Origin of the sequence: Stutzerimonas stutzeri (assembly GCF_013522825.1) — a bacterium.
GTDB lineage: Bacteria > Pseudomonadota > Gammaproteobacteria > Pseudomonadales > Pseudomonadaceae > Stutzerimonas > Stutzerimonas stutzeri_AK.
The window spans coordinates 1-26,360 of record NZ_JAAMQZ010000039.1; the positions used below are offsets into that span (position 1 = coordinate 1).

Here is a 26,360-nt window from a genome sequence, read left to right on the forward strand (position 1 = left end):
CACTGACGAATTCACTTTGGCGGCGGCGGTGCAGAACCTGCGACGCATGGCCAAGCTTTTGCCTCAAGGGCCACCGCTCACGGGATAGGTACGCCTGCTGAGAGCAGAAACCTTCAAATTAACCCTCAGGCCTGAGCAAGGACGCTCAGCGAAACGCCGAAAGGCAACCTGAAGTGGCTTGCAGTCACTTCGACAGCAGGCACACCTGATCGGCAGGCCGCCGCTAAACCTACTTTTTCAACAGAATCGGCCGATTTCTGCCTGTCGCCACCGGCAGCAATGGCCAGCTCTCAGCCGATCATGGTTACTAAGCGTGCGGGTCAAACCCGATGCAAATCGGTAGTCAAATCGAATGCAACCGCCTGGTCAAGTGCAATGCAAATGAGTGGTCAGTACGGATGCAATAAGGTGGTCAAGTCCGTGCAATTACGCACCTACATGCCTTAGGGATGGGGCAGGATCGTCGGCGCAGTGGATCACAACCACTGGAATGGCTAGGCAGAACCTCCAGCACGGGCGGGTCACAATCACTGGAACCGGTGGGCAGCATCACTGGAATACACAGCGCAGCTCGAACACCGGCTGGCCCATTTTTATGCCGAGCGCCTTGGCTTGGTCATTACGGCTGACCACACATCCATCTCCGTTGCTGGCGACCACCACGGCAGAGTCACGCAGCCACGGCTCGAACAGGATCTGCGCCGAGCAGTAGAAGGCGTTTGCGTCGATCAAGGCGATAGTCATGGCAGCCAGCCAGCGGGGTCAGTCTTGGTCATCGTCCAGCAAAACCCGCCGCAGGTAGCTTTGCAAGGCGCCGTCCTCAATGCTCCAACTGCCGTGGTCGAGGTTACCGATCAGTTCGGCTCGCTGCAGGCGTTTGAGCGCTGACTGCACCTGAGTCGTCGTAGGCGCTATTCCGCTGGGGAGTTCATCACCGAGCCTCTTGCGGTATTCAGCCGAGAACAAGGATTCGCCAGTGAGAATGCCCACAAGCAATGCCTGATCCAGCGGAGCCAAGCTCTCGATCAGGGTGGCAAACTGGCCTTCGTCCAGCATGGAAGCCCAGACGATTTTATCCGCCTCAACTACGGGCAGGTTTTGCGTCAGGCTCAGGTTGTAAATCTCGCGCAAATGCTTGGGCATCATTCCCCGCCGCACATACAACGAGAACGCCTCGGCGGCTTCCCAGGTTCGGCCGGTGGCTTCGAGATACAAGGCGGCAAGGTGCTGCGCGAACTCCATACCCAGCTCAGGGAAACTGACCTCGGAACCGTACTGGTAGAAAGGGGCTTTGCTGCGCCGGAACATGCGCGCCAGACCATGCTGAGAAGAGCCGGTAAACACGGCATAGACCTTACCTTGCGCGCCCTGCAGAAGCGTGCGCAGCGTGGCGGTGAACGTCTCGAATTCCTTGCGCGTGGCGAGGTGCTGAACCTCGTCGATGATCAGCAGGGCTTTGCCTTTGCCAAGCTGGCTGAATCGCTCGAAAAGCTCGGGTAGGACAAGGCCCGCGTCATCGGCTAGATCGAGGCCAACGGTCACTCCGTCCGCGCCGGCACCGGCGTTCACGCCACTTATCACCTGACCGGGCCTCGTAAACCGTAGCAAGGTGCGCCGGACAAAGCCGGTACCATGAATGGCCTCCTGCAACGCTCGCGCGATAACCCGCTCCGGGTGATCCTTGTCCAGCCATAGGTCAGCGGTCGCTACGAGAAACCCCTTGTCTCTGGCCATTGGAATCAGATCGTTGCGCACGAACGTGGTTTTGCCTTTTCGACGCGGAGCGAAAATGGTCGTGGCAGTCTGGATGTTGTTCTCGAAGCCCAGCAAAATGGACTCGGCCAGCGCGAGCCGGGGGAAGTGCAGACGATCCTTGATGGTCATGAATATGCACCTTTATGCGATTCTGAATAATTATTCATTTTTGCATAATCCCGCATAAACCCAACACCCCGCAACTCATCTGGCGGCGCCCATCTGGCGCAACACCCAGATGCACACCCCCCAAACCTCCAAGGTTTCTGCCTCGCCCAGCACAATCGGCGGATACGCCGGGTTCGTGGCCACGAGGGAGAAATTGCCTTGTTCATCCTTGGCCAGCTCCTTGACGGTGAACTCGCATCCGATGATGGCCAGCACCACATCGCCGACCTTGGCCTCCTTCGCCTTATCCACCACCAGGATGTCGCCGTCGCGGATGCCCGTCCCGAGCATCGAGTCCCCTGACGCGCGAAAGAGGAAAATCGAGCCGGTCGGCCTGATACCCACCAGCTCATCGAGCGATAGATCCGGTACCGCGTAGTCGGCCGCTGGCGAGGGGAACCCGCAGCTCACAGGCCCAGCCAGGGGGAGTGGTTGACGAGAGGCATTGGGCGAGAGCTTGGCAGTGAGCTGGATCATCATGCGAAACCAATACTGTACATATGGACAGTATTCTAGTGCGGCACCCTGAATCCTGAAACGAGTTTTTCTCCTGGGGATACCAGTGATTGCTCGCCTTGGGTTTCTCCGACTCCATGCAAGCCTGTTCTCGCGGGGATTGGTCCCGCAAATAATCACAGCGGAGTCACTGAGATGGACGAGCTTGGAAAAGCACGCGGTCGCAAATTTGCGGCCCAAATTGAGAACGCTGGATGGGTGCTGGACGCCGGTCAGGAGGATGAAACGTCTTCTGGAGGCTTCTGGCTCTATTCCTACAGCATTCCGCAGGGCTCGCGGCTAGTTGCTCAGCTTACACCCGAGGGGTATCGCGCTATGTGCTCGGGCGAAATGCTGAAACACGCTGCCGGCCTGAGTCCTGTTGGTGTCCTTGGAGGCGCCTTGGCTCATTACGATGCGTTGTGCCCTGAAAGGCGGGATCGGACATCCTCTCGTGATCTGGCTCTGGCTTTGGCTTTGTATGCCAGCCATACCCAGACGCTCAAGGCTTTGCCAAAGCTTCAAGGTGGCCTGTCGCTGCACTTCATGGTCTTCGATTGGCATACCGCTCAGGGCGCGCGCATTTTGAAGCCAGGTGCAGCTGGTAACCCCTCCCCCATTACACCCGCCGAACTGGAACGTTTTTCCGCGCGTGTGCTGTTCGAGCACTTGATCAATAACCCGAGTGAGCGGCCTGCATAGCTCCGGCTCCAGGAGAAATTTTCTTCTGGGCTTTGTAGGCATGTACGGCCCTCGCTGCCGGTAGCTAAGCAAAGGCGCGCCGGCTCAGCTTGGGTTTCATCGGGTCAGCGATAGCCTGGAAGCATCCAAACAGCGAGGACATCCGTATGCAACCCCTCAACTTTTCATTGATCTTCAGCGGCACCGTCAACCCGAATGGTGGTGATGAGGAGGCCACTGGGATCGCCATGCAACGCGGCGAGCTGTACGCCAATCTTGAGCAGATCGTTTGCGATATCACAGGCAAGGGCCTGGTCACTGGTGACACGCCCGCCACTCTCGAAGATCACTCTCACCGCGTCCGTATCACTGAAGGCCGATTTGACATGATGGCCATGCCCGTTATCTCGACTGCGCACCTGGACCAAGCTACTGCTCAAGAGCTGAGCGAAAAGCCGGACGCTTGTAGCTGGGCCATCGTCGCCAATTACGGCGCTGGCATGTTCATTCGCTTCTTGGAGCAAGAGGGGCTGGAAGCCGAGCTGCCGCAGTGTGCCGCTGATATTCGCCAGTGGCTCAAGCGTCAGGGGCTCGATGGCTGGGTGCGCCTGGATCGGGACTGGGATTCCGTTGATGTCCTGAAGACCTACGAGTGGTAGTGCCAGTGGCCCTTGAAAGATTTCATTTGCTCGGGCGGCGTACCAGTGCCGCCTCCCTGGTGCTGCGGGGATGCTTCCAAGGAAAAGAGCTTGTTGAGGTTGCGCCTTGGTCCGGTGAACAAACGGACCATTGGCAGACCACTGTCCAGCTGCGCTTGGAAGGGATCACTGCCATCGTTGAGTTCAACCTGTTCTTCCCAGATGGCGGGGAAGATCCTAAACGTGTGGATTTGATCCGATTGCCGAACCAGGAAGCACCGAGATGAACATTGAGCGTGTTAGTGGGCAGCGGCCATACGTGGCGAGCTGGCAGGCGTATGGCGGACACATGATGTATGTCGGTGTCTTCCCCTCACATGTCTGCGGTCAGGTGCTGCTGGCAACCGCGGAGTCCTCCGAAGCGGCAGGGTTTGTGTCCGGTGAAGCTTGCGCTGCCGCACTGATGGCGTTCGGCTTCAAGGTTGACGGTGAAACGTGGATGGACATCGCTCCGATGTGCGGTCAGTTGGCGCTGTTCTGATCGCCCTACTCGGTTTGGGTCTGGGACTCTGATTTCACTGGGTACCTGCATGCAAAGCAGCATTCGTTGCTCGCAAATTTGCGTGCTCCATAGTTACCAGATCAGAGGTGCGAGCAGCCAAGGTCCGCTCTTCCCCTGGTAGGGATGCCCTGTCGCTGCTAGCTGGCAAAGTTGGTCCGCAGGTGGTCGGCGTCGTGGGATCATGTCCCACGACGGGGCTCGATCCCACCTTGTCCACAACCACCTGCCCTTTTAAATCTTTTTTTCTTGTTTTATGGCTTGTTTTTAAAAGCTTTATCGGAACGCTCCAGCCCTTCTACCATGCGGGTTTCAGAGGGGTCATGACTACAGATTCCCACCTTCATGACTACAGATTCCATGTCTCATGCCTACAGATTCCAGTCCTCATGACTACGGATTCCATGCTTCGTGCTACAGATTCCATGCGCTATCCACAGGCAGGTGCGAACGCGGGTTGAAGGGGCGAGTTCAGGGCTACAACAAAACAACCAATTTGTAAGGCTCAATCTTACGCTTTTGTTGTAGGTTTAGGCTTCCGGCACCTCTGAAGGCCGCTAAATCATTGATCTGCAAACAGTTTTCCTTTTATCGGAACCTTGAACTACTTCCGATTGTCCCGCTGGCCTCACAGCTACAAATTCCATGCTGTGAGCATGATCAATGTCACGATTTTGAGCCGCAGATCGGTCGATGGGTGCGGCGTCATGACTACAAATTCCATGTTAAACAGCGCTCCGAACGGGCTCATGACTACAGATTCCATGTCATAACCCCGGCTTTGGAGCCCTCATGACTACAAATTCCAGGCTTCATGACTACAGATTCCAGGTGGAAAACCTCCCCCCTCTCGGCGTCATGACTACAGATTCCATGCAAAGTGATCGGGCCGGAACGTCTCATGACTACAAATTCCATGCTCCCAACCAAGGCGGCGTGGCCTTATGACTACAGATTCCATGCTGAAATGACCTCAGGAAAACCTCATGACTACAGATTCCAGGTCGAGAAGATGGCCCGTATCGAGCTGTCGTGACTACAGATTCCATTACCTGCCCGCACCGTGCGAGATATCTGCTGGATGGTCGGTTGGGGTTTCCGGGAAAGGCCTTTATGCTCAACACCCTGAATGACTTTTGACCGGGATTGAGGCATGGGAGACATCATCACGACTGATAGCGTCGCCACAGAGCCAGACAGCGACACCAGCAATGAAACGATGATTTCGCCTCACGTTGTCTCCAAGCACAACGATCTGGTGGGCGCGTCCTATCGCTTGTCCGTGGCTGAGCAGCGGCTGATCCTGTTGGCCATCGCCAAGATCGATTCGCGTAAGCCCATGCCCAACGGGATCGTAGTCACCGCGCACGACTTCATGAGCCGGTACACGGTCAACAAGAGCGATGCCTACACCCAGCTCCAGGATGCCGCCAAGCAGCTGTTCAACGCCAAGATCACCTCCATCACCGGGACTGGCAAAGGCCGGGCGATCCACGAGGTTCGCTGGGTCGAGCGCTGCACCTATGTCAAAGGCGAAGGCCGGGTAGAGCTTCTTTTCTCCACGACCGTTAAGCCATATCTCTCCAGGCTGATCGGCCATTACACGTCCTACGACCTTTGGCGTGTTTCCGGCATCGAATCAACCTATAGCTTTCGACTCTTTGAGATGCTGATGCAGTACAAGTCGAAAGGATGGCTTTACATCACAGTTGAGGAGCTGCGTCGGCGCCTCCAGCTCGGCGAGGCCTATGAGCGCTTTAGTAATCTTCGCAGTCGTGTAATCGATGCTTCAGTTAAAGAGCTGCGCAATAAATGCAGCATGGAACTGGACTACGAGTTAATAAAAGAGCATCGGACAGTTAAGGCAATTAAATTCAACTTTAGATTGCTCGATCAAATGACACTCCAGTTCCAGAATGGGAGTTTTCCGCCTGAGGATCTTGAGCAAGATATGAACGATATCATTGCTGAGCCCGAAAGTTAGGTAGCGCTGGTTTGGGTATTTCAGGTCGCGCGGGACAATTTGGTCATTCCCTTATAGGTGATGACCATGTTGAACAACATACCCGCAACTGAGCCAGAAGTAATCCCTGCCGATATTATTGATACGTTTTATGCTCCGGTCGCTTTCGACCGATTCTCCTCCCTTGTCTCTGCTTACGAGACAACCAAGAAAAAGATAGTGGAAGTGCATGCTATCTACACCCAAGAGAATGTCTCGGGTGTTATGCACTACTTTTTCAATGGGAACAGCAAAGACAAGTATGGCCACTCGGCAAGTCTTCGTCACACAAACTCGTTCTCCGAGATATTTCAACTCCAAGGCGCCCTGTTTGAGCTGGAAGCCACATACTGGGATAAAGCGCTGCGGGAAACGGACCTGATGGACTATATGCCGCAGGAGCGCCGTAATCAGTGGAATGAAATCCTGAACGCTTGGCGTGACCATAATTATGTAAAGGGCCAGAACCCAGAACGTGATATGCCGGATTTTAATATCGACAATCTTCGGAGCACGATAACTTCTTTGCAGGCTCGGAGAGCCGAGTTCTTGGCTGAGCGGGTAGATGGAATATTCAAGGGACTATCGCGTCAGCACGTAACGAATGTTCCAGAGGGATTCTCCAAGCGCATGATCATGAGTGGCGTGTTCAACGAGTGGGGAAGCACGTCGCATGATCGCGAGGGGTATATCCACGACCTGCGGATGGTGATCGCGAAATTCATGGGTCGCGACGATCCCTGCCGATCTTCAACGGGACGACTACTGCAGACCGCTCGCGCGGCGTCTGGAGAGTGGATCGAAGCTGACGCCGGCGCATTTCGGGTCAAGGCGTTCAAGGTGGGCACAGCTCACCTGGATGTGCATCCTGAGATGGCGTATCGGCTCAATAGCATCCTTGCTTATCTGCACCCTGCAGCCATACCTGAATCGTTCCGCAAGCGGCCGAAGCGGGCACCTACAGGCACATCCAAGAACAGGCCACTGTTTGATCGGCCATTTTCAAATGCGGTAGGGGCTCTGCTGGCCCAGATCGAGCCTTTCAAGAAGATGGTTAAGTCTGAAAGCTTCCGTCGCGAATACGACTACATTCCGGTGCGTAACGCGGTGTCCCTGCCCTTCTCCTGCCGTGAGCACAGCAAGCATCTACGGGCCGAGGTCGGAGCCGTCATGCAGGCGCTCGGCGGCGTGCTGACGCCATGCGCGGAACAACCCAGGATCACGTATTGGCAGTTCGATTTTGATGCACTGGACCTGATCCACCAAACTGCCGCGTTGGGGGTCCTGCCGGACCAGCGGTCACATCAATTCTTCCCCACCCCCGAGGCGGTAGCACGCCAACTGGTGGATTGGCTGGATATCGGCCTGCTGGATACCGTGTGTGAGCCTCAGGCTGGTCAAGGAGGCATTGCGGATCTACTACCGAAGGATCGTACCCGGTGCGTAGAGATCAGCCCCCTGCACTGCGAAATCCTGCGCAAGAAGGGACATCAGGTCATCGAGGGCGATTTCCTCGCCTGGAGCGCTGGTGACGCCTTCTCTGTGATCGCGATGAACCCACCCTATAGCGAGGGGCGTTGGCAGGCGCATCTGCAGCATGCGGGCACTCTGGTAGCCCAGGGCGGGCGTATTGGTGCGGTGCTCCCTCTGAGTGCTCGCGGCAAGGCTGCGGATCTCCTTCCAGGCTTCGACCTTGAGTTTTCGCAGCCAATCGAGAACGCATTTGCCGGTACGTCTATAAGCGTGCTCCTTCTCAAGGCAACTAAGCGCTAAGAGTTGGGATTCGCCAAAGCTCGATCATTGTAATCGAGCACGACTTATCGCGCCTATCAGCGGATAGGCGCAGATATTGGGCTAAGAGAAATATCGGTGCTTTATGAAATGGTTTTATTGGCTAATTGTGCTGTACCTGATGATCGCTCTTTATGGTGCGGTCAGATCACAGAGTCATTGGAATGCCGTCAGTATCATCACTCAGTTACTGATTTGGATCTATATGTATCGGGCACACAAACAGGAAAAAATATCCAAAGAAGGAAATGACATATGAGCAGCTTCACTATCAATCGCGTTCCGGGTGGCGACTATATGAACCCAGCACAGAAAGAATTCTTCGAGGGCGTGCTGCGGGCTCGCCTTGGAGAAGTGGCTGATTCAGCGCGTGCTGCCAAAGAAGCATTGGCAGGCCTTGGCATTGCAGCGGACGCGTTAGATCAAGGCCTTATCGAAGAAGAACGAAACACGCTTTATCGCACCTTGGTGCGTTTGAATGCGCAGAGTGCCGAAATTACACGAGCTATCCAGGCAATCAAAGATGATGAGTATGGATGGTGTGAAGATACCGGCGAAGAAATCGGGCTAGAACGACTGATTGCTCAGCCCACTGCGAAGTTAAGCGCTGTGGCACAGGCGCGAATGGAGTCTGCAGCTGCTCACTATAATCGGTAAAATAAAGGTTTGACTAATTCGATTATTGTTATATTGTTGGCGTTAGAGTTTAAATTGATATGAGGTGGGTATGCTGGTGAGTGAAGAGATTAATTTTGACACGCTGTTGCGCTTCGATGGTAATGACCAAGTAAAAATGCACGCGGCGCTCCGGGGTTGGATGGACCTTGCCCAAGAGCAAAGAGCTTTATTGTGGAGATTCTACAATCTTTCAGAAGTGCTCACTGCACAAGACGTTCCGCGTGTAGAAAGTGCGCTGATGATTATTCGTCAGATTCGTGCGCGCATTGCCAATCTTGTTGAGCAATTTGCATTGACCCCGTGCGTGAATGTTCTAAAGAGTGCACTTGAAACATTGGACTCCTGTGCTAATGACGCAGAAAAGTACGCCAAGTGGATTCTTTCGTTCTACTACGAGCACAACAACGTCATGCTGTAGGGCGCAGGAAGCACGTACCGTAGATCAAGACCTGCCTTCAGCAGGTCTTTTTTTTTGGGGTGCTTGGGTTATTACGGTCCTGAGGTAGAGTCCATTGAATAACATTCAGTGGGAAAAGCAATGATCGGTCGGACGCCAGTTGTTTCGGGTAACGGGCTTTATCACGAGTACGGTGCCAATCGTGTTGGTCGTGACTTTGTAGTTGGCGACCTTCACGGAGAGGCTGAAAAGCTCAATGAACTGCTCTGCATGGCGCGGTTTGACTGGGATTCTGACAGGATTTTTTCTGCTGGCGATCTGGTTGATCGTGGCCCTCTCTCACTCCGAATGGCATTGATGACTCGCCAGCAAGGCTTCATCGCTGTGCGCGGGAATCATGATCAGTGGTGTATTGACGCAGGTTTAGAAGGTGATGCGCCGGGGCATATCAATAATGGTGGCGACTGGTTTTATGAATTAAACGTACTTGAGCGAAGTATGGTCGCAAGGCTTTTAAATAAGCTTCCAGTTGCACTTTCGTTTATTGGGCCGTGCGGAAAGAAATACGGATTAGTTCATGCCGAATGCCCGCATCACGACTGGACCCACTTTGAGGAAATACTTTGTGGTGAGTGGGGCAACAATGTGTGCGCCCACTTCGCCTCCAAGGCTATCTGGAGCCGAAAGCGCTACCAGCAACTTGACGCTTCCCTGGTGCGCGGTGTTGAAGCGGTGTTCGTTGGCCACACGCGGGTCGATCAGGTCAAAACCATTGGCAACGTCTGTTACCTGGACACTGGCGCCTGCTTTGAGGGCGGCCGGTTGACCATGATCGAGCTGATGCCGAACGGCGCCCGGCACGTCTATCAGGTGTAAATGTGGGAGAGGCTGTGGGACAGATTGAGCCGGAACGGGCAATGGGCTGTAAATATGCGCTCTACAGGTCGTTTGTACGCAGATACTCTATCTGCGTACAAAGCGTGAAATCTGACCCTGCTGCTGGCCCTGCGGTGCCGAGATTTGAATTTTGCATAAAAGGATCAGCATGGAATCAGTAGTTGCAACCGTCAGTGCAGTGATCGAGGACGGCATATGCGCAGCAGCCATCAGCATGGCCTTGGATCAGGACTTCACCCAGGTGCGCGCGGAGATGGAGGTGCGCGCGATATACCTCAGCGCATCGCAGCGTCCGTTGTTCATAAAGGATGCAGTCGCTCACCTGGTCATCGAAGCCATCGGTGCGTTTGCTGAGTCCGAGGGGTTCACAGGCAACCGCCGTGCAGGTTTTGTCCGCGCCTGGCTGGGCTGCCCGGTTGGTGCGCACGGATCTTCCGACACGCTCGCCGGCTGGCAGGCAGGCTTCAGCCACCCGGCCAAGCCGCAACTTGAAACCTTCCTTGGAATCGAACCATGAGCAAACTGACCCCGAAGTTTGTGAAGGACACGACCACACCCGGCGCCTATCAGGATGGGCGGGGCTTGATACTGCGTATCGCGGAGACAGGGCGGAAAAGCTGGGTGTTCCGATATTCATTCCACGGGGATCGGCACGACATCTCGTTGGGTACCTACCCTGCCCTCTCTCTGCGTGATGCCCGGCTTGCCGCCGACGCTGAGCGAGTGACGATCTCGCAGGGGAAAAATCCGCTGGACCAGCGCTACGCCATTCGCCAGAAATCGGCTGCCAGCAAAAAGGCGGGAAAGACGTTCAAGTCTGAAGCCAAGCAGTACGTCAGGACTCACTCTGCCTCTTGGAGCCCGGCGTATGCTCAGGATTGGGAATCGAGCCTGGAGAATCACGTATTCAATGTTATCGGCATGCTGCACCCACGCGATGTACACACCGATAACGTCCTGGCTGTTCTCGAACCCATCTGGCTGCAGATTCCAGCTACCGCAAAGCTGGTCCGCAATCGCATCGAGCTGATTCTGGATGCTGCCAAAGCCAAGGGGCTGCGTGAGGGCGAGAATCCGGCCCGCTGGCGTGGCCACCTCGACAAGCTGCTGGCCAGGCAATCAAAGAGTAAGCGGCCCTTCCCCGCCTACCCTTGGCAGAAGATCCACGGGCTATACAGCGATCTCATCACCCTGGATGGGAGTGCTGCCCGCGCAATGGAGATGGTGATTCTCACTGCCTGCCGAAGCGGTGAGGTCCGTAATGCCCAATGGCATGAGTTCGATTTTGCAGAGCGCATCTGGACGATCCCTGCAGAGCGCATGAAGTCTGGGGTAACACATCGGGTACCGCTCACCGAGGCAATGATCGAAGTTCTCGACAGTGTGAAAGGGCTCGATCCTGTCTGGGTTTTTAAGAAGGGTCGGGGCTCAGGCCCTTTGGCGGGGAATGCATTGGGCCGCGTGCTGAAGAAGATCAAGGCCGGTGATTGCGTCCCGCATGGGTTCCGCTCGACCTTCAGGACGTGGGCGGCAGACGCTACCGATTTCCCGCGAGAGGTCTGCGAAATGGCTTTGGCGCACGGTCTGAGTGACAGGGTAGAAGCAGCGTACAACCGCGCGGAGTTGATCGATAAACGCCGGCTGCTTATGCAGCAGTGGAACGATTTCTTGATGGGTACCAGAGAGCAGCAAGAGGCTGCTTAATGCAAACACGCTGGGATAGGCATCTCATGGGAGGCCTCCATTTGAGCAATGGTGGCCGTCATGTAGATGACTGTGGTTGTAGGCCGGAGCTGGGCAATGGCGGGTTTAATTCTCTGCCCCAGGCAATGAGCAGCAGCTGCATCTGCAGCAGCGTGCCAAAGTAGCTAGGTCGGCGTTGCACCATGCATCAGGTAGCCTGCTGCATGTGCATTGTTGAGCGAACCAGTGCGATAGCTGAACTGGCATCCAACCATGGAGAGATCTTACGGATCTGCAAGAGAAACAAGCTCGTGACAAAGAAGGCGTCTGCAGCCTCAATCGGTACAGCTTTCACACCCCCGCCCTTCTCGAAGACCTTCGTGAACACCTTAGTACCCTGGCGCTCCATAGAGAAGCCTTTCGTTTTATCGGCACCGTGAGAAGAGAACTCGCAGGATTGGCGAGCGCCAAGCAGTACGGCCGCAACCACGGGTAGCTCAGCGCGCGTCATTTGAATGCGAGTTTTCTGCCCCCAGTTGTAGGATCGCGGTCCCGTTGCACTTGCAGCATCGAGTGCAATGGTTGGCACCCCACCACGGGTAACATCGGCTTCAAAGCATAGCGCGGCTTTGCCACCGTAGACGTGGAACTTCGCACGATCACTCATCAGATTGTTCTCGTCACGTTGGCTACGGCCCTGGTCATCATCGTTAGTTTGGCCATCCATACCACCTTGATCATCTTCCTCATTGGCCGACAGTATTTGCGCGGCTGTTAGCGATGATCTGACATATTCCAATGCGTTCGGGTCATCGAGCTGGTTGAGCGAGGCGATCAACTTACCGCGATCAGCATGATCAAGAACCACCTGGATCTTTTCGCGCGGGATCACTGGCAAGCTGAAGCGCATTAGCTGGTGATTGATCTGGGCAAGAGTTGGATTCTGATTGAGTGCGACTGAGCTATTCATGGAACCCTCCGGTTTTTCTTAAATCTATCCTAGATGACCAGAAACCCAATGGCTTGGGATATAGCAGCTTGGCCGTACAGTCGATCTAGGCATTGACTGGAGAGCCTGTATGGAAAACATCTTAAAGCACATTTGCTCTGTAAAAGAGATATGCAATGAGTGCCCGTTTCTGAAAAGTAACCGTGATGCTGAAGCATTGAGTATTCGCCGGCATCATCTGTCTGAAATGAAAGGCGACCTATTTTATCGCCCCAACTGCCGCAAGCACGCTGACGTTGCTGACGGTGGCGATAACCCTATGTGTCGAGGGGCAGCGGTCTACATGCATAAGACCAAACAACTTAACGCAGCACTAAAGGTAGCGCTCGATAGCGGGGAGATCAAGGAGGAAGAGCTTGTAGCCGAGCACAATAAGGTTATTTGAAATCTACTGAAACTCAGCAAAAGAATAGAAACAAAAAAGCCAGCTTAGCGCTGACTTTTTTGTTTAACCTTAACGGTCATTCGGTAACCCAGCTTTCAACCACATCGCTGCCGTGTTCGGCTTTCCAGGCTTTCAGGGTTTTGTGGTTGCCCCCTTTGGTGGAGATTGATTCGTTGGTGTGGGGATTCACGTAGGTCTTGACCTTACGCTCTCCACGCTTCTTGGGCGCCGCAGCAGCTGGGCGCTGACGGGAATCGGGGTCCAGGATTGCGATGATGTCCCGTAGGGACTTGTTGTAATCAGCCATCAGAGCGCGCAGCTTTTCTTCGAACTCCATTTCCTTTTTCAGGCGGTCATCATTGTTCATGCTTTCCAATCGGGCCTGAAGCTCTTTGATAGCTTCCTCGGTCTGGCGGTATTCAGTGATGAGAGACATTTTCGATCCTTTCCTTATGTTGGGAATGCGCAATTAGATCGCGTGTGAGCCAAACCCGACAAGAGTAAGGCATCCGTAGGTTGCAAGCGTACCGAAAGCAAATATGCCTGCATACCAAAATTTACCGCGTATGAGCTGAAATGTGTTCATTTGTGTTCACGAGTGTTACTCGCCCTCTTTGGAGTCAACTGGTGTGGTCGGTTCGTTCTATCTGTACAGCTTCATCTAACCACGGACCAGCAACAACCCAAGCGAGGTTTAACGCCTGAACGACATAGCTTTAAGGCGGGGGTATAGAAGACTCATGGCCTCGGAGGTAAACAGTAGTAATTGCATATCCAATCCCTGTTCTACCTCATCCAGAATCTGTCCCACCAGTGTCTCGGCCTCATAGCCCTGCTCCATAGCTTCCTTCGCTAGTGCAAATAGCAACTCGGTGCTGGACGGAGACTTCATCGTTGGCTGAAGCAAATCGTCTGATGCGGAGTTTGTATCAAAAGTAGATGCATCGAGGGATGCAGGATTGGATTCAGCTGCATCAATTAGCGATGGTGCAGTTATGGGTTTACTTGCAGCCTTGGGGGCCGGCCTGCTCTTCTCTCGCATTTGCTTCGCAGCTTTGCATATGGCTTTGGGTCCATCGTTGCAAAGTGTTTTTTGTTCCTGGTCTTCCAGTCCACTGATTCTTTCTGCAGCTGAAATACTGATTTCGCCAGACTTCACAGCGTCTAGCAGCTCGGGCACACCCTGGCGAACGACCTTGCAAGCTGAAGATATGGATCTGGGGCTAACGCCCATAATGGTTGCTGCGTCCTCAATCGTAATGCTCGCCTCTTCATCTGCGGACTTCAAGGAGGAAACCTCTGCTGCGATCAATGCTCGCTGCGCAACGCTCAGTTGCCGACGATAGAGGTTTAACGACAGCACGAAGCCTAACGCGTCGTCGCCTGTGTACTCCTCCGTCGCTGGCTCAATATCGAGATCACAGCAGCTCCTATAACGATTACGACCGTCAAGAATCTTGCCCTGGAAAAGAACGATAGGATGTCGCAAGCCATTGGTGCTGATATCTGAGCGGAATGTGACGTATTCATCTTCTTGCATCATCGGGAACAGCTTGGCGTAAGGATGAATTTCGTACTGTGTGACCATGATGCGGAGCCTGGCTAGTTGATGGACTTACGTTATCAGTCATCAACATGATCCGGTGCTTTAAACCTACCAGATTCTGGTAGGTTTCCTGCCAACAAAAAAGGCCGCGTCGAGCGGCCTTTGATTGGTCTTCATTGTGCTTCGTTGTTTGTATCTACCCGTCAAACCCTCTCTTTCTCAAGGGCAGTGATCAGTGCCTCAAGTTCCTTAGGATCGGGGTTTGTTTCGACGATCCTCAGCGTTTTATCAGACAGGACCTCCATTACGCACCAGTCGATGCTTCGGAGATCTTGTCCCGGCGCGGGCGGTTCGACCCAATAAGGGAAAGAATGCACGACGCTAGGCTCTGACTTTTTCTTCATTGTGGCTAACCTCTTGCTCAGTCAGCAATATCAACAGTTGCGGCACGCTGGCTGATGTGACACTCAGCTTTGAAAGGCCACCTGTTGCGCGGGTGCTTTCAGACCAGGCGTATCATGTCAGATTGGGTAATATCAAAAATCTTTTGCATTAATTTGGCATTATCCCTGATGGGACGGCAGCTGGATTCTAGGAGTTCTCGTTTCGCGCAGGGTGTGCATTTTCTCCAGTGCTCCATCACGGCTGCGTACAGCTCAGCAGTGGATTCGTCAATAAGGTCATTACGGGTTAGGGTTTCCGTCAAGCGCATGCTATCGAATCGAGAGATTGCCCGATGAGAAACTGGTGTGCTGGTTTTGGTTGGCTGTTCCATGTTCGCCTCCGAAATGCTCGGCTGGCATTGTGCCATCATGCAAGAAACATAGGCACATCATATTGATATTTTAGTACGCCGTTCGTTCCGATCACCTCACTCATTTATTCATATATAAGCGTCGTTCTAGACATTTTTGCTAAATGAAACTTTCTGGTGCTGTAGCCAAGGGTCATTTCTTGGCTGAACAGCGGCGCATGAAGCTCCAGCTGCCCATCTTCGAGCTTGAAGAGCACGCTCCTGCTGCCTCTTATAGGGTCGTTGGTATTGATCACCTCTAGGGCCTGCGAAAGGTTCGTTTTCATTTGTTCGTACTGTGAAGCATCCAGCGTCAGCCAGGCCGCATCCAGGATGCTTGTTTCGTCGAAGGCCAGCAGAATGTGCTGCACCTCTGGGTACAGATCATTCGCCGATATGACCTCTACTACTGGCCCATTCGTGAAGCTGAACCCTTGTTCGCTCGTGACTATGAAATCTTCCAAGACTGATTTCATTGTGCTCTGCCCTACCCGCAATCCCAGCGGCAGGCTTAGGTCGCTGCAACGTTCCTTAGGTGCGAAGGCTTCTTCATCGAATTTCAGCGCGCTTTCCATGACTGTCCTCTTTGTGGTGAGTGAGGACATGTTGGAGTTTTTTTTCAGCTATGTGCGCTGGAATCCTGCAGCTTTGTTGTCGCTTTAAAAAATAGTTCGCGTCGGGCGTCGTCGAATGCAGGCCACTATGGCAACGGCGGCGCTCGAAGTCCTTTACTATGAGTGCGCATGCTCAAAGCGCTGCCAATACGGCAATTGGCCGTCCACGCTTGGGGCGTTATGCCAGACGGCATCCAATTTGGCAGCATCAGAATTCCAGCAGATGCTGATGTTTCACAGTGAAACATTGATAAGGCTTCATCTCCTGACTTCACACCAGCCCATTCCTATTTGTTTATCGCGGCGTAGGGGAGGGGCGCATCAACATGTTTCACGGTGAAACACGCAGACGATAGAGTCGCCTCACTCGCTCTCTATGTGATTGGAGTGAGATCTGGGTGACCCATCATAATCAGCATCACATAGTGGGCGCTCAAAGGCGCGGGCATGCTGCGCTCAGCCTGCCATGTTTCACTGTGAAACAACGGCAGCAGCAGATCAGGGCGGGGCAGGGCAGGGCAGGGCAGGGCGGTTGAATGTTGGGGGGTGGCGATATGCCACTCAAGCTGAGGGCTCAGTCGATAATAACGGGCAGTGTTTCACAGTGAAAAAAAAGGCCCCGTCATGAGCAGGGCCAAGGTAGTGCTTCGATAAAGCTGGCTATTGGATCGACTCAATAGCCTTGCGGATCACTTCCTGAGCCGCGCTCATGTCCAGATCCTTAGGAAGCTTGAGGCTGATCGTGTTCTTCCTGACCGTCATTGATGCAGCGCGTCCATTACCCAGCGTCAATTCAGAGGTGCTAAAGCTAGGTGATCTCTGCTTGTTGCTATCGTCCTTAATGGTCTTCTCGATCCACCTTAACGCCGCCTCTTGGCTGATGCCTTCTTCTTCGATCTTCTGTAGCGCCTGCAAAACCAGATCTGGATGAGATTCGCCGGCCGTTACAAAGTCAGCAATGCTTCGGCCGCCAACCAGGGAAGGGTGGGTTTCGAGATACTGAATTGCCTGGGGAGGAAGCTTCATGAATGACAAGCAGCGGGTTACGGACGCTAGGCTTGCACCAAGCCTAGAAGCTAGCGCCCTTTGATTCTTGATCTTGCCTCGGCTCAGGATCTTCGCGTATTGCCGGCCCTTCTCGAAGTCCGTTAAGTCGGTATGACCTTCGTTGTCGGCGACCGCGAGTATTTCGGCCTCAGCGTCATCAGCTTCGATGATTCGGATTGGAACCGATATCCAGCCAAGATCTGCGGCTGCTCGGTACCTGCCATAGCCGCCAAGCAGTTCCAATTTACCGTCATCCAGCAACCTAACCAGAACTGGCCTGGTGATCTTGCCTGCTACAGCAATCGAGGTCGTAAGACGCTCCTGCTGATCGTCGGTACGCGCGAGGCGCGGTTGGATCTCAGGATTGACGACAATGCGGGAGAGGGGAGCTACGGTCGCGTCACCCTGATCAGCATGCTCATCAGCACTAGGATACTGGGGGAGGGCGGTAGCGCTTGCAGAATGTTCATCAGCGGGCTGCTGCTGATCTTTTGCCTTGAGAATGTCGTCAAGCGTGACTCCAAGGCTCGCCGGTGGAATCTTGCTTGCACTCTCCTGCTTCTGCAGTTGCTGCAGCTCCTCGACCGAGGGCCGGTCCTGGCCGAAAGGCCGCACCTTCTTGGGCATCTGAACCTCCGTTGTGGTGACCTGATTAGCTCAGCGCAATCAGTCGATCAAGAATTTCACTGTAAACAGACCGCATGGCGCCAGCGGAATTGTCAGAAGCACCCTTCCAGGTAAGGATCGGCAGGCCCAGTTCGAGGGCCTTGGAGTAGTCTTCGGACATATACAGCTTCGATTCCGTAACGCACCCAGGGAAAACATCTTCCAGCTTCGCCAGGTGTTCCATGGCCCGTGGGCGATTCTTGATAAACATCGTAGGAATGGCTGCTACGGCCGGGGTGCGACCGTACTCCTCGTGGGAAGCGCGAAGACGGTCACCCAGGCGGGCGAGGGCGCGCGAGGAGAATTTATCCATCCTGATTGGGCAGACAATCAAGTCACAAGCGACAAGACTGTTGCGAGTCATAAGGGATGCTGTAGGGGCATTGTCGAAAATAATCACGTCATAAGAGCGCAGGTCCACACCGGGGAACTCGCCTTTCAGCCCCTTCGAGATGAGGGTGGCGTAGCGGTAGTCGTGGTTCTGCGATGCGTTGATGCCAATCTCCAGCTCTTCCAGCTGCTCCTCCGATGGGATGAGGTGAGGCCCATACTCACCAAAAGGCTTTTTGATGATCTCATCGAGGGATTTGGGGGCGAAAAGTCCACGAATGCCCAGCACGTTGCCAAGGCTTCCGTCTACGCCGCGATCTGCAGGAATTCCAAGGTCCTCCAGCTCTTCCGGGGTGAGGTCGGGATAGTAGCCGAGCATCTCCGTTGCATCGCTCTGCGGGTCATTATCGATGATCAGGACCTTCAGCCCCATGAACCCCAAATAGATCGCCAAATTCACGCAGTTGGTGGTTTTGGCCGTACCCCCTTTCTGCACGTATGTGGAGATCGTCATCGGCCGCTTGAGCGTCCGGGTAAGCCCTTTGCTGCGGCGCATGGCTGCGATCTGGAACAGGTCAGCAGGGGAGTACACACGACGCGCAACCGAGCCGCTACTAATCCGACGAATTTCGATTCCTGGCTCTTCTTCGACCAGGCGCAGGGCGCGCTGAGAGATGCCCAGGCAGTCGGCGGCAAACTGAGGCGCGTAAGCGATCTCATCGTAGTTAGGGTAGGGCGGTCGGGTGTTTTCCATGTCGATTCCTTGAGTGATTTTGGTGAGACTTTACACGGTGTGCGTTGTAAATCAAGTCTGCGTCATACGCGAGCGTTGATTAGAGCTAAAAAGCTTACGTGGAAAGACTTATAAGCATTTTTTACGGCAGGTACAAAAAAGCCCGCATAGGCGGGCTCAGAGAAGAGGCCAGCGTTATACCGCAACGGCATCCGGGAACAGTTCTATCAAGTCCGGGTATTGATCGAGCACATGGGCCGGGGGGAGGGTGGTTGTGCCGTAGAGCGAGCCCGACTGCACAGGATCGTTGAAGAAGAGGGCGTTATTTACGGCAGCACGATGCACATCAAGAAGGGCAAGCACTGCCGTTTCAGCGTCCGAGAAAGCTGAATAGCGCTCGCCTAGCTCCACATTCCAGCGCCGGCCGTGGTTGCTCAGGCGAACAGCCTTGGCCAAAGCGCAGAACTCCTCACGAAGCAACTCATGTGGTGCGGGCTGGCTATCTGTGGTGGTCATGGATTCAACCCTCAGTCCTGGATGTTTGCGGCACGAGCGTGATCAGGGCGCGTCGGTACCGAGCAGCCTGATCCGAGCTGAGTAAACCTCGGGCTTTCAATGCCTCAAAGATCGATACGGCGTACTTCATGGCCTCGCAATCGTCGGCGTGTTGATCGATGACGACCACCGGGAAGGCAGATGGCGCGTCGTGCGTTGCCCCGATGGCAAGCGTCTGCACGACCCAGCCGTGATCTGTCTCCACTTGATCAACCGTGAGGCGCGAGATTGCAATGATGATTCCGCGCTCGATCAGATCGAGCATGCGCAGCTTCGCGTGCGGAGCCTTGGGCTTGATGATTTTGGCTTGCATGGGTGTCTCGTTGCAGCGGGAGATGTACTCAAGTTACCAACGATCCAAGGGAACCCAAGCTGACCTGATGCCGGCCATTCAGGTGGAGTGGCAGCGGCCGGGGAGTGGATATAGAGATATGCAATATCCGATAATCACCAGACTCGGATATTGCACAGAAGGCCGCTGCACAGCAGAATCAGGACAGATTTCATCGCCTGGAATGTCCTATGCCGAGCCCAAACAAAACCGCGCCTGCGCCACTGTTCGAGACGTACCAGAGATTTCAGGCCCTCAATCACCTGAACCTCAACGCTGAGCTACCGGCCGTTCGCGATTACCTTCAAGCATTTCCGGCCGAGCTTCGCGCTGTAGATGGTTACCAAGTCGTTCGCAGCTTCCTCAACTCCTACGCCGGCAACGAAACCACGTTCAACTCCTACAGAACGCATGCCGAGCGCTTGCTGCTATGGTCGCTGCTGATCCGCCGCAAACCCATCCTGGATCTGACCCGCGTCGATGCCGAGGCCTTCATGGAGTTCTGTCTGAATCCTCCTTCTGGATGGGTCGGCCCGGTGGTCAAGTCACGATTCAACCGTATCGGCGGACGCAAGGCCCAAGACAGCGATGTCTATCAGGTCAACGAGGCTTGGCGCCCCTTCAATGCGGTCGCCCCGAAGCGCGCCAAACTCAATTCAGGAACGCCCTGCCAGGAAAAAAAATACACCCCATCTCAGGGCTCCGTGGCGCAGATTTTCGCCGTCTGCGGCAGCTTCTATCAGCACGCCAATGATGAAGGTTTCACCGAGGCAAATCCTTTCCGGGCGATCAAGCAGAAGACGCGGTTCAAGCAGAGAAATACCTGGGAGGTGGGCAGTCGGTCGCTCACGCCCCTGCAGTGGGACTACGTGATCGAAACCGCCGAGAGGATGGCTGATGCAGACGACACACATGAGCGCACCCTATTCATCCTAGCCACCATCTTCTCAATGTACTTGCGGGTGTCCGATCTAGTTGGCCGGGATAACTGGGAGCCAACAATGGGTGACTTCCGGCGCAATGGGCAGGGGATTTGGTTCTTCCATGTTGTCGGAAAGGGCAACAAAGCTGCCAAAATCAGCGTTCGTGACGACTACATGAACACCTACATGGCGCGATACCGGCGCCACCTTGGCCTCTCAGCTACACCTGCCCCTGGAGAGCGCACGCCGCTTCTGCAGGCACTCAATGGGCGCGCCGGGTTGAGTGATCGGCAAATTCGTCTGCTCATCCAAGGAGTATTTGACCAAGCCATCGAACGGATGAAACACGACGCCTGGAACGAGGCGGAAATCGAAAGTCTCCGTGATGCGTCTCTGCACTGGCTGCGCCACACCTCAGCAACCTTCGACGCACCGCTGCGTGATGCAAAAGATCTGCAGGCTGATCTGCGCCACGAGAGCATGAGGACCACGGTCGATGTCTACTACAACTCTCTTGATGATCAGCGGGCCAGTTCCGTCAAAGGGCTGCCAGTCAGGAGGCAGTAGCTCACGGGTGATCGCCTAATCGACTGTGCTTGCCGCAAGCAGGCGTCGAGAGCTATGTGCGGGCCATACAGGGCTACCAATACCTCATTGGCATTGTCCTAGTTTTCTTACCAGAAAGTGGTGACCTTTCAGGCCTTCCATGTATGCGGGCTATGGGAGAATGCCGGCATGGCATTGGGATTGCGCTAAGTGTCGTCATGCTGGACTCATATCAACCTACCTCAGCGAACAAACCACGGTAATCGACAATGGCCATCTTCGACGAGATGCGGGAACAGCTTCAGGAACTGCTGGATCTGGTAAAGCAGGACGAACAGTACACCGCAGCTGTCGCATACGGCGCGTTTAAGGCTGATGAGGGCTCCGCCCAGGCCCACCGAAAGCGCGTCCTACGCATCGTAGAGCTGAAGCGCAACTTCGGACTGAAGTGATCGAGGGCATCGACCATGGGCATCATTGCCGCTGACCCAATGGGTCGCATTCTGCGAGTTACTGCGGTGCTGTGCATCACCGTTGGTGTCATCGCACTTACTGACTATTTCAGCCTGTTCCGGGCTATCGGCGTCATGTGTGTTGCACTGTCGCCTATCGTTTTTGCCTACGGCTATTTCCTCCGTAAACCTTGGATTACTCGGGTAGCTTCAAGTTTGATCATCACTGGGATGATCTTATGGTTTATCAATGCTGACATGGGTTGGCAGGATCGTTACTGCATCTTATCTCCGATTGGCTGCTGAAGTTTTTGAGGAAATTGTATGAATGTTTGGGTACTTATTTTGTCCTTGGCGACTGGAAGTTCAAGCGGTGGCCAGGCAATAACACACGTTCCTGGATTCTCCTCGCAGGAGAAGTGCAACGCGGCAGCGGCTGCATGGTTAAATACGGCCGTTAAAGAGCACAGTCCAGTCCGTCCAACAGCCATTTGCGTTCAGCTTCGATAGGAGAAGCGTATGAAGCGCTACTTAATATGCTCACCTGACGAGTCTGTTAAAAATTGGCCTCCGCGGTCTGTATTTGCAGCTACAGCAGATGACGCGCTGAACAAATATCTTCGGGCTGTTTATGCAAAAGATAAAGTATTCCGAGAGTCTGTCTTGGATCTTGCAGTAAACATGTCATTTGTTGAACAGTTCTATCTCGCTACTGGAGCCGAGCAATCGCGGTTCGGTACGACTGGCACTATCGGTACAGAGGCGGAAATTATCGGTTCCAGAGTGAAGGCTTTCTTTGCAGGTAAACCTGAATTAGGTGATGTCTTCTTGCGCTATATGGACACTGAAGATCAAACCTTGATCACAGAGGAGTTGTTTGAGTACATAGCTGTAAGCGATGAAGGAACACGCAACAGCTTTGTTGTGCTCGATGTCGAAGAAATACCAGTAGTCGCCGCTTAGACTATTCTTAGGTAAAGGCGATCAGCTAATTATGTCAGGTAAACCGTATGTCCGTACTTGTTGAGTTTTTGATTTTCATCTTTGCATTGCCAGCGTTATTTCTGTACTTGTTCTACACGATGCTCCACACGATTGCTGATTTCTTTGGGTGGTCTTTCATTCCAGGCGTAATGGGCATCCACATTGGCGTCACACTTTTTGTGCTCGGTCAGCCCGATCCCAGTGTTCAATGGGAGAGCATCTTCCAAACGCTTGCTGGAATCGAGGTGGCTGGCATGCCGTTGTCCCTTGTTCTGGTTTGCGCAGGCGTGACCATTCTCGTGATAGGTGCGGCTATGAACATTCGAAACCAAACCGCGAGATAGTTTGATGAATGACTGGGAGGCGACCTGCCGAGTCAAGAAGGTGATGCAACGTGACCGCTTTGGATGCGGGATAGCCTGCGCCGCAATGGTGGCCGGCAAGAGCTACAGCGAAGCAAAACGTGTTTTCACCACATGCGGCCTCGGTGAAAAAAATCGACCCTTTACCACAAATTTCTCCGAGTTACGTCACTGCTTGGAGCACCTTGGTGTTCGGTCGGAACTCAGACGCTGGTCAAGCTGGGATGCCGTTGATGACATCGCCATCGTGGCGGTTGGATCATCACTAGATTCTTCCACTCGCAACTGGCACTGGGTTGTGGCTGAGAGACACGATGCTTTCGGGATTGTTTTGCACGATCCTGATTTCTATTTCCCGAGCTTCAGCGGCAAGATTCCCGAAGGTGTTCATTCCCACCCTTTCACTGAGTACCAGGCTCGTAAAAGCTGGCTCAAGATAATCTGAGGATAGCCACATGGTAGAGCGCTTGCTTCGATCCCAGGTGCGGCACGTCTTTCTATTCGGCTTTACATCAGCATCTTTTGCTGTGACAGTTTTCAATTACTTCGCCCAGAACGTAGGTTTTGGTTCGGTTGCACTTATTGCCTTAGTCTGGTTGGTTACGCTAACAGGATCTGTCACCACCTATCGAACGTTGCATAAAAGTGTAGTCTCCAGCTTGGAAGGTAAAGACTATGTTTAAGCAACTAAATTCAAGATTGAAAGAAGATGCAAAAATTGGCCTCAAATCAACGATAGGCTTTGCTATGTTGTGCGTCAGTGTTGCATTCCTGCCTAAACTCCATGCTTACGCAGGGTATGATTGGCCAATGCTAAAGGCTACTGTAGAGTGGGTAAGAAACCTTTGTGGCATCGTTGTGCTGTTCTACTGGTACGATTTTATCGTTAAGGCTAAGCGGCACTTGCGCTCATCTGGTCCCGGCGCTTAAAAGCACAAAGTTGTAATCACGCATTCGCGCGTAATCAGTCCTATGTATCCGCTTGGGTTTTCTTTTGGGTGAGGCATAGTTTTGAACAGCCCTGGAGGATCAACTATGTCATTCCCATTCACGCACGAGCAACAACCTGCGATTAACTCGCTTGCTCGCCTGATCAGGCTTGTCGCATTCGCCGGAACTGGCAAGACAACCACACTGGTTGGGTATGCCCAAGCTCATCCCCAGCAGCGCATTCTGTACCTCTGCTACAACAAGAGTGTCGAGATAACGGCCAAAGAGAAATTCCCACTCCATGTGACATGCAAGACCTCACACGGGCTTGCTTATGGTTCGATGGGTGCGAAGTACCAGCACAAGCTCACCGGGAATCTCAGGCTGACTGATATCGCCCGCGCGATTTCGAGTCAGAGCTGGGATTTCGTGCGCGCGGTGCAAGACACGCTCAATGCCTTCCTGGCCAGTGCGGATGACAGCATCACAATCGATCATGTGCCATCGAGCAGGCTCAAGAACGAACGCATGAAGCGCGCCGCAGGAAAGATCGTCGCCAGCGCCAATCATCTCTGGAATCGCATGCTCGATGTGCGCGATACCTCTGTCCTCCAGACCCACGATGGGTACCTGAAGGCGTGGGCGCTCACCCGCCCGGATCTGTCGAAGCGTTTCGATATTGTGCTGGCGGACGAGGCGCAGGATATCAACCCTCTGCTTGCCGGCGTCCTTGCTGACCAAGCGAGCTACGGTATGGGTGTTGTTGTGTGCGGTGACGGCCACCAGATGCTGTATCGCTTCAGGGGAGCCGTCGATGCGCTAGATGCTCACTGGCTCGACAAGGCCGAGACGCACTACCTCACCCAGAGCTTCCGCTTCGGCCCGGCCGTCGCGAAGGTGGCGAACATGATCCTGCACTTCAAGGGCGAAACGCGGCCGCTGGTAGGGCTGGGCGAGGCCACCCGAGTGACAAAGGCCCTTCCCGAGGACCTGGAGCACCGTACCGTTCTCTGCCGCACCGTAATCGGCGTCATCGAGACGGCCCTGATTGCACAGGCCAAGAATGAGCAAATCTTCTGGGTCGGCGGCATCGATAGCTACCACCTGCAGGACATCGAAGACCTGTATTGGCTCTATGCCGAGCAGCGAGACAAAATCAAGAACAAGCGCCTGATGCAAGAATATCCTACGTTCGACCTGTACGAGGAAATCGCTACAGAGAGCCAAGATGCTGAGATGCAGCGCACGCTACGAGTGGTCGAGCAGTACAAAAACGCCCTGCCCGACCTCTTTGCCAAACTTCGCCGCACGGCAGTCAAGGACGAGCTGGAAGCCACAATCTCGGTCAGTACAGCGCACCGAGCCAAGGGCCTGGAATGGGATGCGGTGGAGCTAAGCGATGACTTCTCCTTCGAGCCGTTCAACCCGGAAAATACGCTTGAGCAGTTCGAGGACGAAATGAACCTGCTGTATGTCGCCTGCACGCGAGCGATGAAGGTTCTGGCTATCAACGGTCCAGTGCTGGAAATCATGCACGAATTCGTGGGCCGGCGTGACGGCAAGCGGCCGAATATCCCCCTCACCTTTAAGCGCGAAGCACAGGCGGCGTAGTCCTTGGGTTTGACCAAGGCAGCGGTAGTGTGGGCACCACCAACTTCCCGGAGTGCCCCCGATGTCCGAGCCGTCGCCTTTGACCATCGTCACCGCCTGCAGCCTTGAGCTTGTACTAACGCCGGTACCGATGCCCGTGATGCCTAGCTCCAGAAGCGAGCATTGGCTGGCCTTCATCTTGCCGAGCAGTTCCCAGTACGGGTTCGAGTTGCACCCTGATGTCGTTGAACGTATTCAGGCGTACATGATCGAGCACCAGACCGAGTGCCTGAACGATGGTTGGCGCAACTACACGATCTACGGGCGCCGTCTCGCCGGCTGTAACCCTAAGGCTGTTGCCGAGCGGCTTAGCCATGAGTGAGTCGATTGAGTTCAGCTCCTTCGTGGACTGGTTGGAGCACCAGGGCGAAATCGACGGACCCGTAGTGGTGTCGGTCACGAGGAGCAGATTTTCCGGCAATCACCAGGACTTCGCTCACGGCCTTGTCGAGGCCCGGCTGGACTCTCCTTTCGGCCGACTGTCGATCATCAGCGGCTGGTCGGCTTTCGTGCAGCCTCGACGTGCGGACGGTTGGTATGTCGAGCATCGGCCCGATGCAACGGGCGCAGGAATTACCTCCGAACATCCGGTTGTCATGACGGTTGAGGCGGAACAAATTCGCCTTGAAGCCCGCTGCGAGGAACTAGCGAAAGCGGCCTGGGACTTTTGGTCCTATCAGGATCTTGAGCGCTATGTGACTCCCCACCTGCTCAGCTAAGCCCCCTCTTCCCTGCTCTTGGGTTTAATCGCCCATGAGAC

34 protein-coding genes are annotated in these 26,360 nt (G+C 54.3%); 22 read left to right on the forward strand and 12 right to left on the reverse strand.

Going from position 1 to position 26,360, the window contains the following annotated elements:
- Positions 1-549 precede the first annotated feature (549 nt).
- The 3 genes from G7020_RS19505 to G7020_RS19515 form a co-directional block, all read right to left on the reverse strand.
- Positions 550-744: a hypothetical protein gene (locus G7020_RS19505; protein WP_181086706.1), complete on the reverse strand. Its 195-nt coding sequence runs from the start codon at positions 742-744 to the stop codon at positions 550-552.
- 18 nt (positions 745-762) lie between these two features.
- Entirely contained in the window at positions 763-1,884 is a 1,122-nt protein-coding gene (locus G7020_RS19510) for a hypothetical protein (RefSeq protein ID WP_019406700.1), read from the reverse strand.
- A 75-nt stretch (positions 1,885-1,959) separates the two neighbouring features.
- Positions 1,960-2,403 carry a LexA family protein gene (locus G7020_RS19515; RefSeq protein WP_019406699.1) on the reverse strand — a complete coding sequence of 148 codons (444 nt, stop codon included), beginning with the start codon at positions 2,401-2,403 and terminating at the stop codon, positions 1,960-1,962.
- A 171-nt stretch (positions 2,404-2,574) separates the two neighbouring features.
- Here G7020_RS19515 and G7020_RS19520 point away from each other — a divergent pair, with 171 nt between their 5' ends.
- The 11 genes from G7020_RS19520 (at position 2,575) to G7020_RS19570 (ending at position 11,765) form a co-directional block, all read left to right on the forward strand.
- Entirely contained in the window at positions 2,575-3,120 is a 546-nt protein-coding gene (locus G7020_RS19520; RefSeq protein ID WP_019406698.1) for a hypothetical protein, read from the forward strand.
- A gap of 146 nt (positions 3,121-3,266) precedes the next feature.
- Positions 3,267-3,758, forward strand: coding sequence for a hypothetical protein (locus G7020_RS19525; RefSeq protein ID WP_019406697.1), 492 nt, complete (start codon positions 3,267-3,269; stop codon positions 3,756-3,758).
- Positions 3,758-4,024, forward strand: coding sequence for a hypothetical protein (locus G7020_RS19530; RefSeq protein ID WP_157786434.1), 267 nt, complete (start codon positions 3,758-3,760; stop codon positions 4,022-4,024). The genes G7020_RS19525 and G7020_RS19530 overlap by 1 nt, the downstream gene beginning before the upstream one ends.
- Entirely contained in the window at positions 4,021-4,278 is a 258-nt protein-coding gene (locus tag G7020_RS19535; protein ID WP_019406696.1) for a hypothetical protein, read from the forward strand. The genes G7020_RS19530 and G7020_RS19535 overlap by 4 nt, the downstream gene beginning before the upstream one ends.
- Before the next feature lie 1,171 nt (positions 4,279-5,449).
- A complete protein-coding gene (locus tag G7020_RS19540; RefSeq protein ID WP_019406693.1) occupies positions 5,450-6,280 on the forward strand; it encodes a replication initiation protein in 831 nt (276 codons plus the stop codon).
- Between the two features lie 66 nt (positions 6,281-6,346).
- Positions 6,347-8,071, forward strand: coding sequence for a DUF4942 domain-containing protein (locus G7020_RS19545; protein ID WP_181086707.1), 1,725 nt, complete (start codon positions 6,347-6,349; stop codon positions 8,069-8,071).
- 273 nt (positions 8,072-8,344) lie between these two features.
- Positions 8,345-8,746, forward strand: a complete 402-nt coding sequence (locus G7020_RS19550) for a TraR/DksA family transcriptional regulator (RefSeq protein WP_181086708.1) — start codon at positions 8,345-8,347, stop codon at positions 8,744-8,746.
- A gap of 76 nt (positions 8,747-8,822) precedes the next feature.
- The gene (locus tag G7020_RS19555; RefSeq protein ID WP_181086709.1) at positions 8,823-9,185 is read left to right on the forward strand and encodes a hypothetical protein; all 363 of its coding nucleotides are present in this window, start codon (positions 8,823-8,825) and stop codon (positions 9,183-9,185) included.
- 120 nt (positions 9,186-9,305) lie between these two features.
- A complete protein-coding gene (locus tag G7020_RS19560) occupies positions 9,306-10,040 on the forward strand; it encodes a metallophosphoesterase (protein ID WP_044314878.1) in 735 nt (244 codons plus the stop codon).
- Between the two features lie 169 nt (positions 10,041-10,209).
- On the forward strand, positions 10,210-10,578 hold the full coding sequence (locus G7020_RS19565; RefSeq protein ID WP_044314877.1) for a hypothetical protein: 369 nt from the start codon (positions 10,210-10,212) through the stop codon (positions 10,576-10,578).
- Positions 10,575-11,765 (forward strand): tyrosine-type recombinase/integrase, encoded by a 1,191-nt coding sequence (locus G7020_RS19570; RefSeq protein ID WP_044314876.1) that lies wholly within the window; start codon positions 10,575-10,577, stop codon positions 11,763-11,765. The genes G7020_RS19565 and G7020_RS19570 overlap by 4 nt, the downstream gene beginning before the upstream one ends.
- A gap of 187 nt (positions 11,766-11,952) precedes the next feature.
- On the opposite strand, the gene G7020_RS19575 is transcribed toward G7020_RS19570, so the two are convergent.
- Complete coding sequence (locus G7020_RS19575) at positions 11,953-12,714, reverse strand: hypothetical protein (protein WP_052816814.1); 762 nt, start codon at positions 12,712-12,714, stop codon at positions 11,953-11,955.
- 109 nt (positions 12,715-12,823) lie between these two features.
- Here G7020_RS19575 and G7020_RS19580 point away from each other — a divergent pair, with 109 nt between their 5' ends.
- The gene (locus tag G7020_RS19580) at positions 12,824-13,138 is read left to right on the forward strand and encodes a hypothetical protein (protein WP_040138111.1); all 315 of its coding nucleotides are present in this window, start codon (positions 12,824-12,826) and stop codon (positions 13,136-13,138) included.
- A gap of 76 nt (positions 13,139-13,214) precedes the next feature.
- Here the strand turns inward: G7020_RS19580 and mvaT are convergent, their stop codons facing one another.
- From mvaT to G7020_RS19620, 8 genes are all read right to left on the reverse strand, one after another.
- Positions 13,215-13,574 carry a histone-like nucleoid-structuring protein MvaT gene (gene mvaT / locus G7020_RS19585; protein ID WP_044314875.1) on the reverse strand — a complete coding sequence of 120 codons (360 nt, stop codon included), beginning with the start codon at positions 13,572-13,574 and terminating at the stop codon, positions 13,215-13,217.
- A 258-nt stretch (positions 13,575-13,832) separates the two neighbouring features.
- Entirely contained in the window at positions 13,833-14,726 is an 894-nt protein-coding gene (locus tag G7020_RS19590; protein ID WP_063542353.1) for a ParB/RepB/Spo0J family partition protein, read from the reverse strand.
- A 460-nt stretch (positions 14,727-15,186) separates the two neighbouring features.
- Positions 15,187-15,459: a hypothetical protein gene (locus tag G7020_RS19595; RefSeq protein WP_141239065.1), complete on the reverse strand. Its 273-nt coding sequence runs from the start codon at positions 15,457-15,459 to the stop codon at positions 15,187-15,189.
- 104 nt (positions 15,460-15,563) lie between these two features.
- Complete coding sequence (locus G7020_RS19600) at positions 15,564-16,052, reverse strand: hypothetical protein (protein WP_044314872.1); 489 nt, start codon at positions 16,050-16,052, stop codon at positions 15,564-15,566.
- Between the two features lie 699 nt (positions 16,053-16,751).
- Positions 16,752-17,765 (reverse strand): ParB/RepB/Spo0J family partition protein, encoded by a 1,014-nt coding sequence (locus tag G7020_RS19605; protein ID WP_044314871.1) that lies wholly within the window; start codon positions 17,763-17,765, stop codon positions 16,752-16,754.
- 25 nt (positions 17,766-17,790) lie between these two features.
- Positions 17,791-18,888 (reverse strand): ParA family protein, encoded by a 1,098-nt coding sequence (locus tag G7020_RS19610; RefSeq protein WP_063542355.1) that lies wholly within the window; start codon positions 18,886-18,888, stop codon positions 17,791-17,793.
- Positions 18,889-19,062: 174 nt separating this feature from the next.
- On the reverse strand, positions 19,063-19,383 hold the full coding sequence (locus tag G7020_RS19615) for a hypothetical protein (RefSeq protein WP_063542357.1): 321 nt from the start codon (positions 19,381-19,383) through the stop codon (positions 19,063-19,065).
- Positions 19,384-19,387: 4 nt separating this feature from the next.
- Complete coding sequence (locus G7020_RS19620) at positions 19,388-19,735, reverse strand: hypothetical protein (RefSeq protein WP_063542359.1); 348 nt, start codon at positions 19,733-19,735, stop codon at positions 19,388-19,390.
- A gap of 209 nt (positions 19,736-19,944) precedes the next feature.
- Here G7020_RS19620 and G7020_RS19625 point away from each other — a divergent pair, with 209 nt between their 5' ends.
- The 10 genes from G7020_RS19625 (at position 19,945) to G7020_RS19670 (ending at position 26,319) form a co-directional block, all read left to right on the forward strand.
- Entirely contained in the window at positions 19,945-21,243 is a 1,299-nt protein-coding gene (locus G7020_RS19625) for a tyrosine-type recombinase/integrase (protein WP_125869325.1), read from the forward strand.
- A gap of 248 nt (positions 21,244-21,491) precedes the next feature.
- Positions 21,492-21,674, forward strand: a complete 183-nt coding sequence (locus G7020_RS19630; RefSeq protein WP_044316033.1) for a hypothetical protein — start codon at positions 21,492-21,494, stop codon at positions 21,672-21,674.
- A 15-nt stretch (positions 21,675-21,689) separates the two neighbouring features.
- On the forward strand, positions 21,690-21,980 hold the full coding sequence (locus G7020_RS19635; RefSeq protein ID WP_044316032.1) for a hypothetical protein: 291 nt from the start codon (positions 21,690-21,692) through the stop codon (positions 21,978-21,980).
- Positions 21,981-22,193: 213 nt separating this feature from the next.
- A complete protein-coding gene (locus tag G7020_RS19640) occupies positions 22,194-22,637 on the forward strand; it encodes a hypothetical protein (RefSeq protein ID WP_181086710.1) in 444 nt (147 codons plus the stop codon).
- A gap of 47 nt (positions 22,638-22,684) precedes the next feature.
- Positions 22,685-23,002 carry a hypothetical protein gene (locus G7020_RS19645; protein ID WP_125869322.1) on the forward strand — a complete coding sequence of 106 codons (318 nt, stop codon included), beginning with the start codon at positions 22,685-22,687 and terminating at the stop codon, positions 23,000-23,002.
- A 4-nt stretch (positions 23,003-23,006) separates the two neighbouring features.
- Positions 23,007-23,465 carry a hypothetical protein gene (locus tag G7020_RS19650; protein ID WP_181086711.1) on the forward strand — a complete coding sequence of 153 codons (459 nt, stop codon included), beginning with the start codon at positions 23,007-23,009 and terminating at the stop codon, positions 23,463-23,465.
- 230 nt (positions 23,466-23,695) lie between these two features.
- Positions 23,696-23,950, forward strand: coding sequence for a hypothetical protein (locus tag G7020_RS19655; protein ID WP_181086712.1), 255 nt, complete (start codon positions 23,696-23,698; stop codon positions 23,948-23,950).
- A gap of 105 nt (positions 23,951-24,055) precedes the next feature.
- Positions 24,056-25,561: a UvrD-helicase domain-containing protein gene (locus G7020_RS19660; protein ID WP_181086713.1), complete on the forward strand. Its 1,506-nt coding sequence runs from the start codon at positions 24,056-24,058 to the stop codon at positions 25,559-25,561.
- Positions 25,562-25,622: 61 nt separating this feature from the next.
- Positions 25,623-25,922 (forward strand): hypothetical protein, encoded by a 300-nt coding sequence (locus G7020_RS19665; RefSeq protein WP_181086714.1) that lies wholly within the window; start codon positions 25,623-25,625, stop codon positions 25,920-25,922.
- Positions 25,915-26,319 (forward strand): hypothetical protein, encoded by a 405-nt coding sequence (locus tag G7020_RS19670; RefSeq protein WP_019406670.1) that lies wholly within the window; start codon positions 25,915-25,917, stop codon positions 26,317-26,319. The genes G7020_RS19665 and G7020_RS19670 overlap by 8 nt, the downstream gene beginning before the upstream one ends.
- Positions 26,320-26,360: the final 41 nt, after the last annotated feature.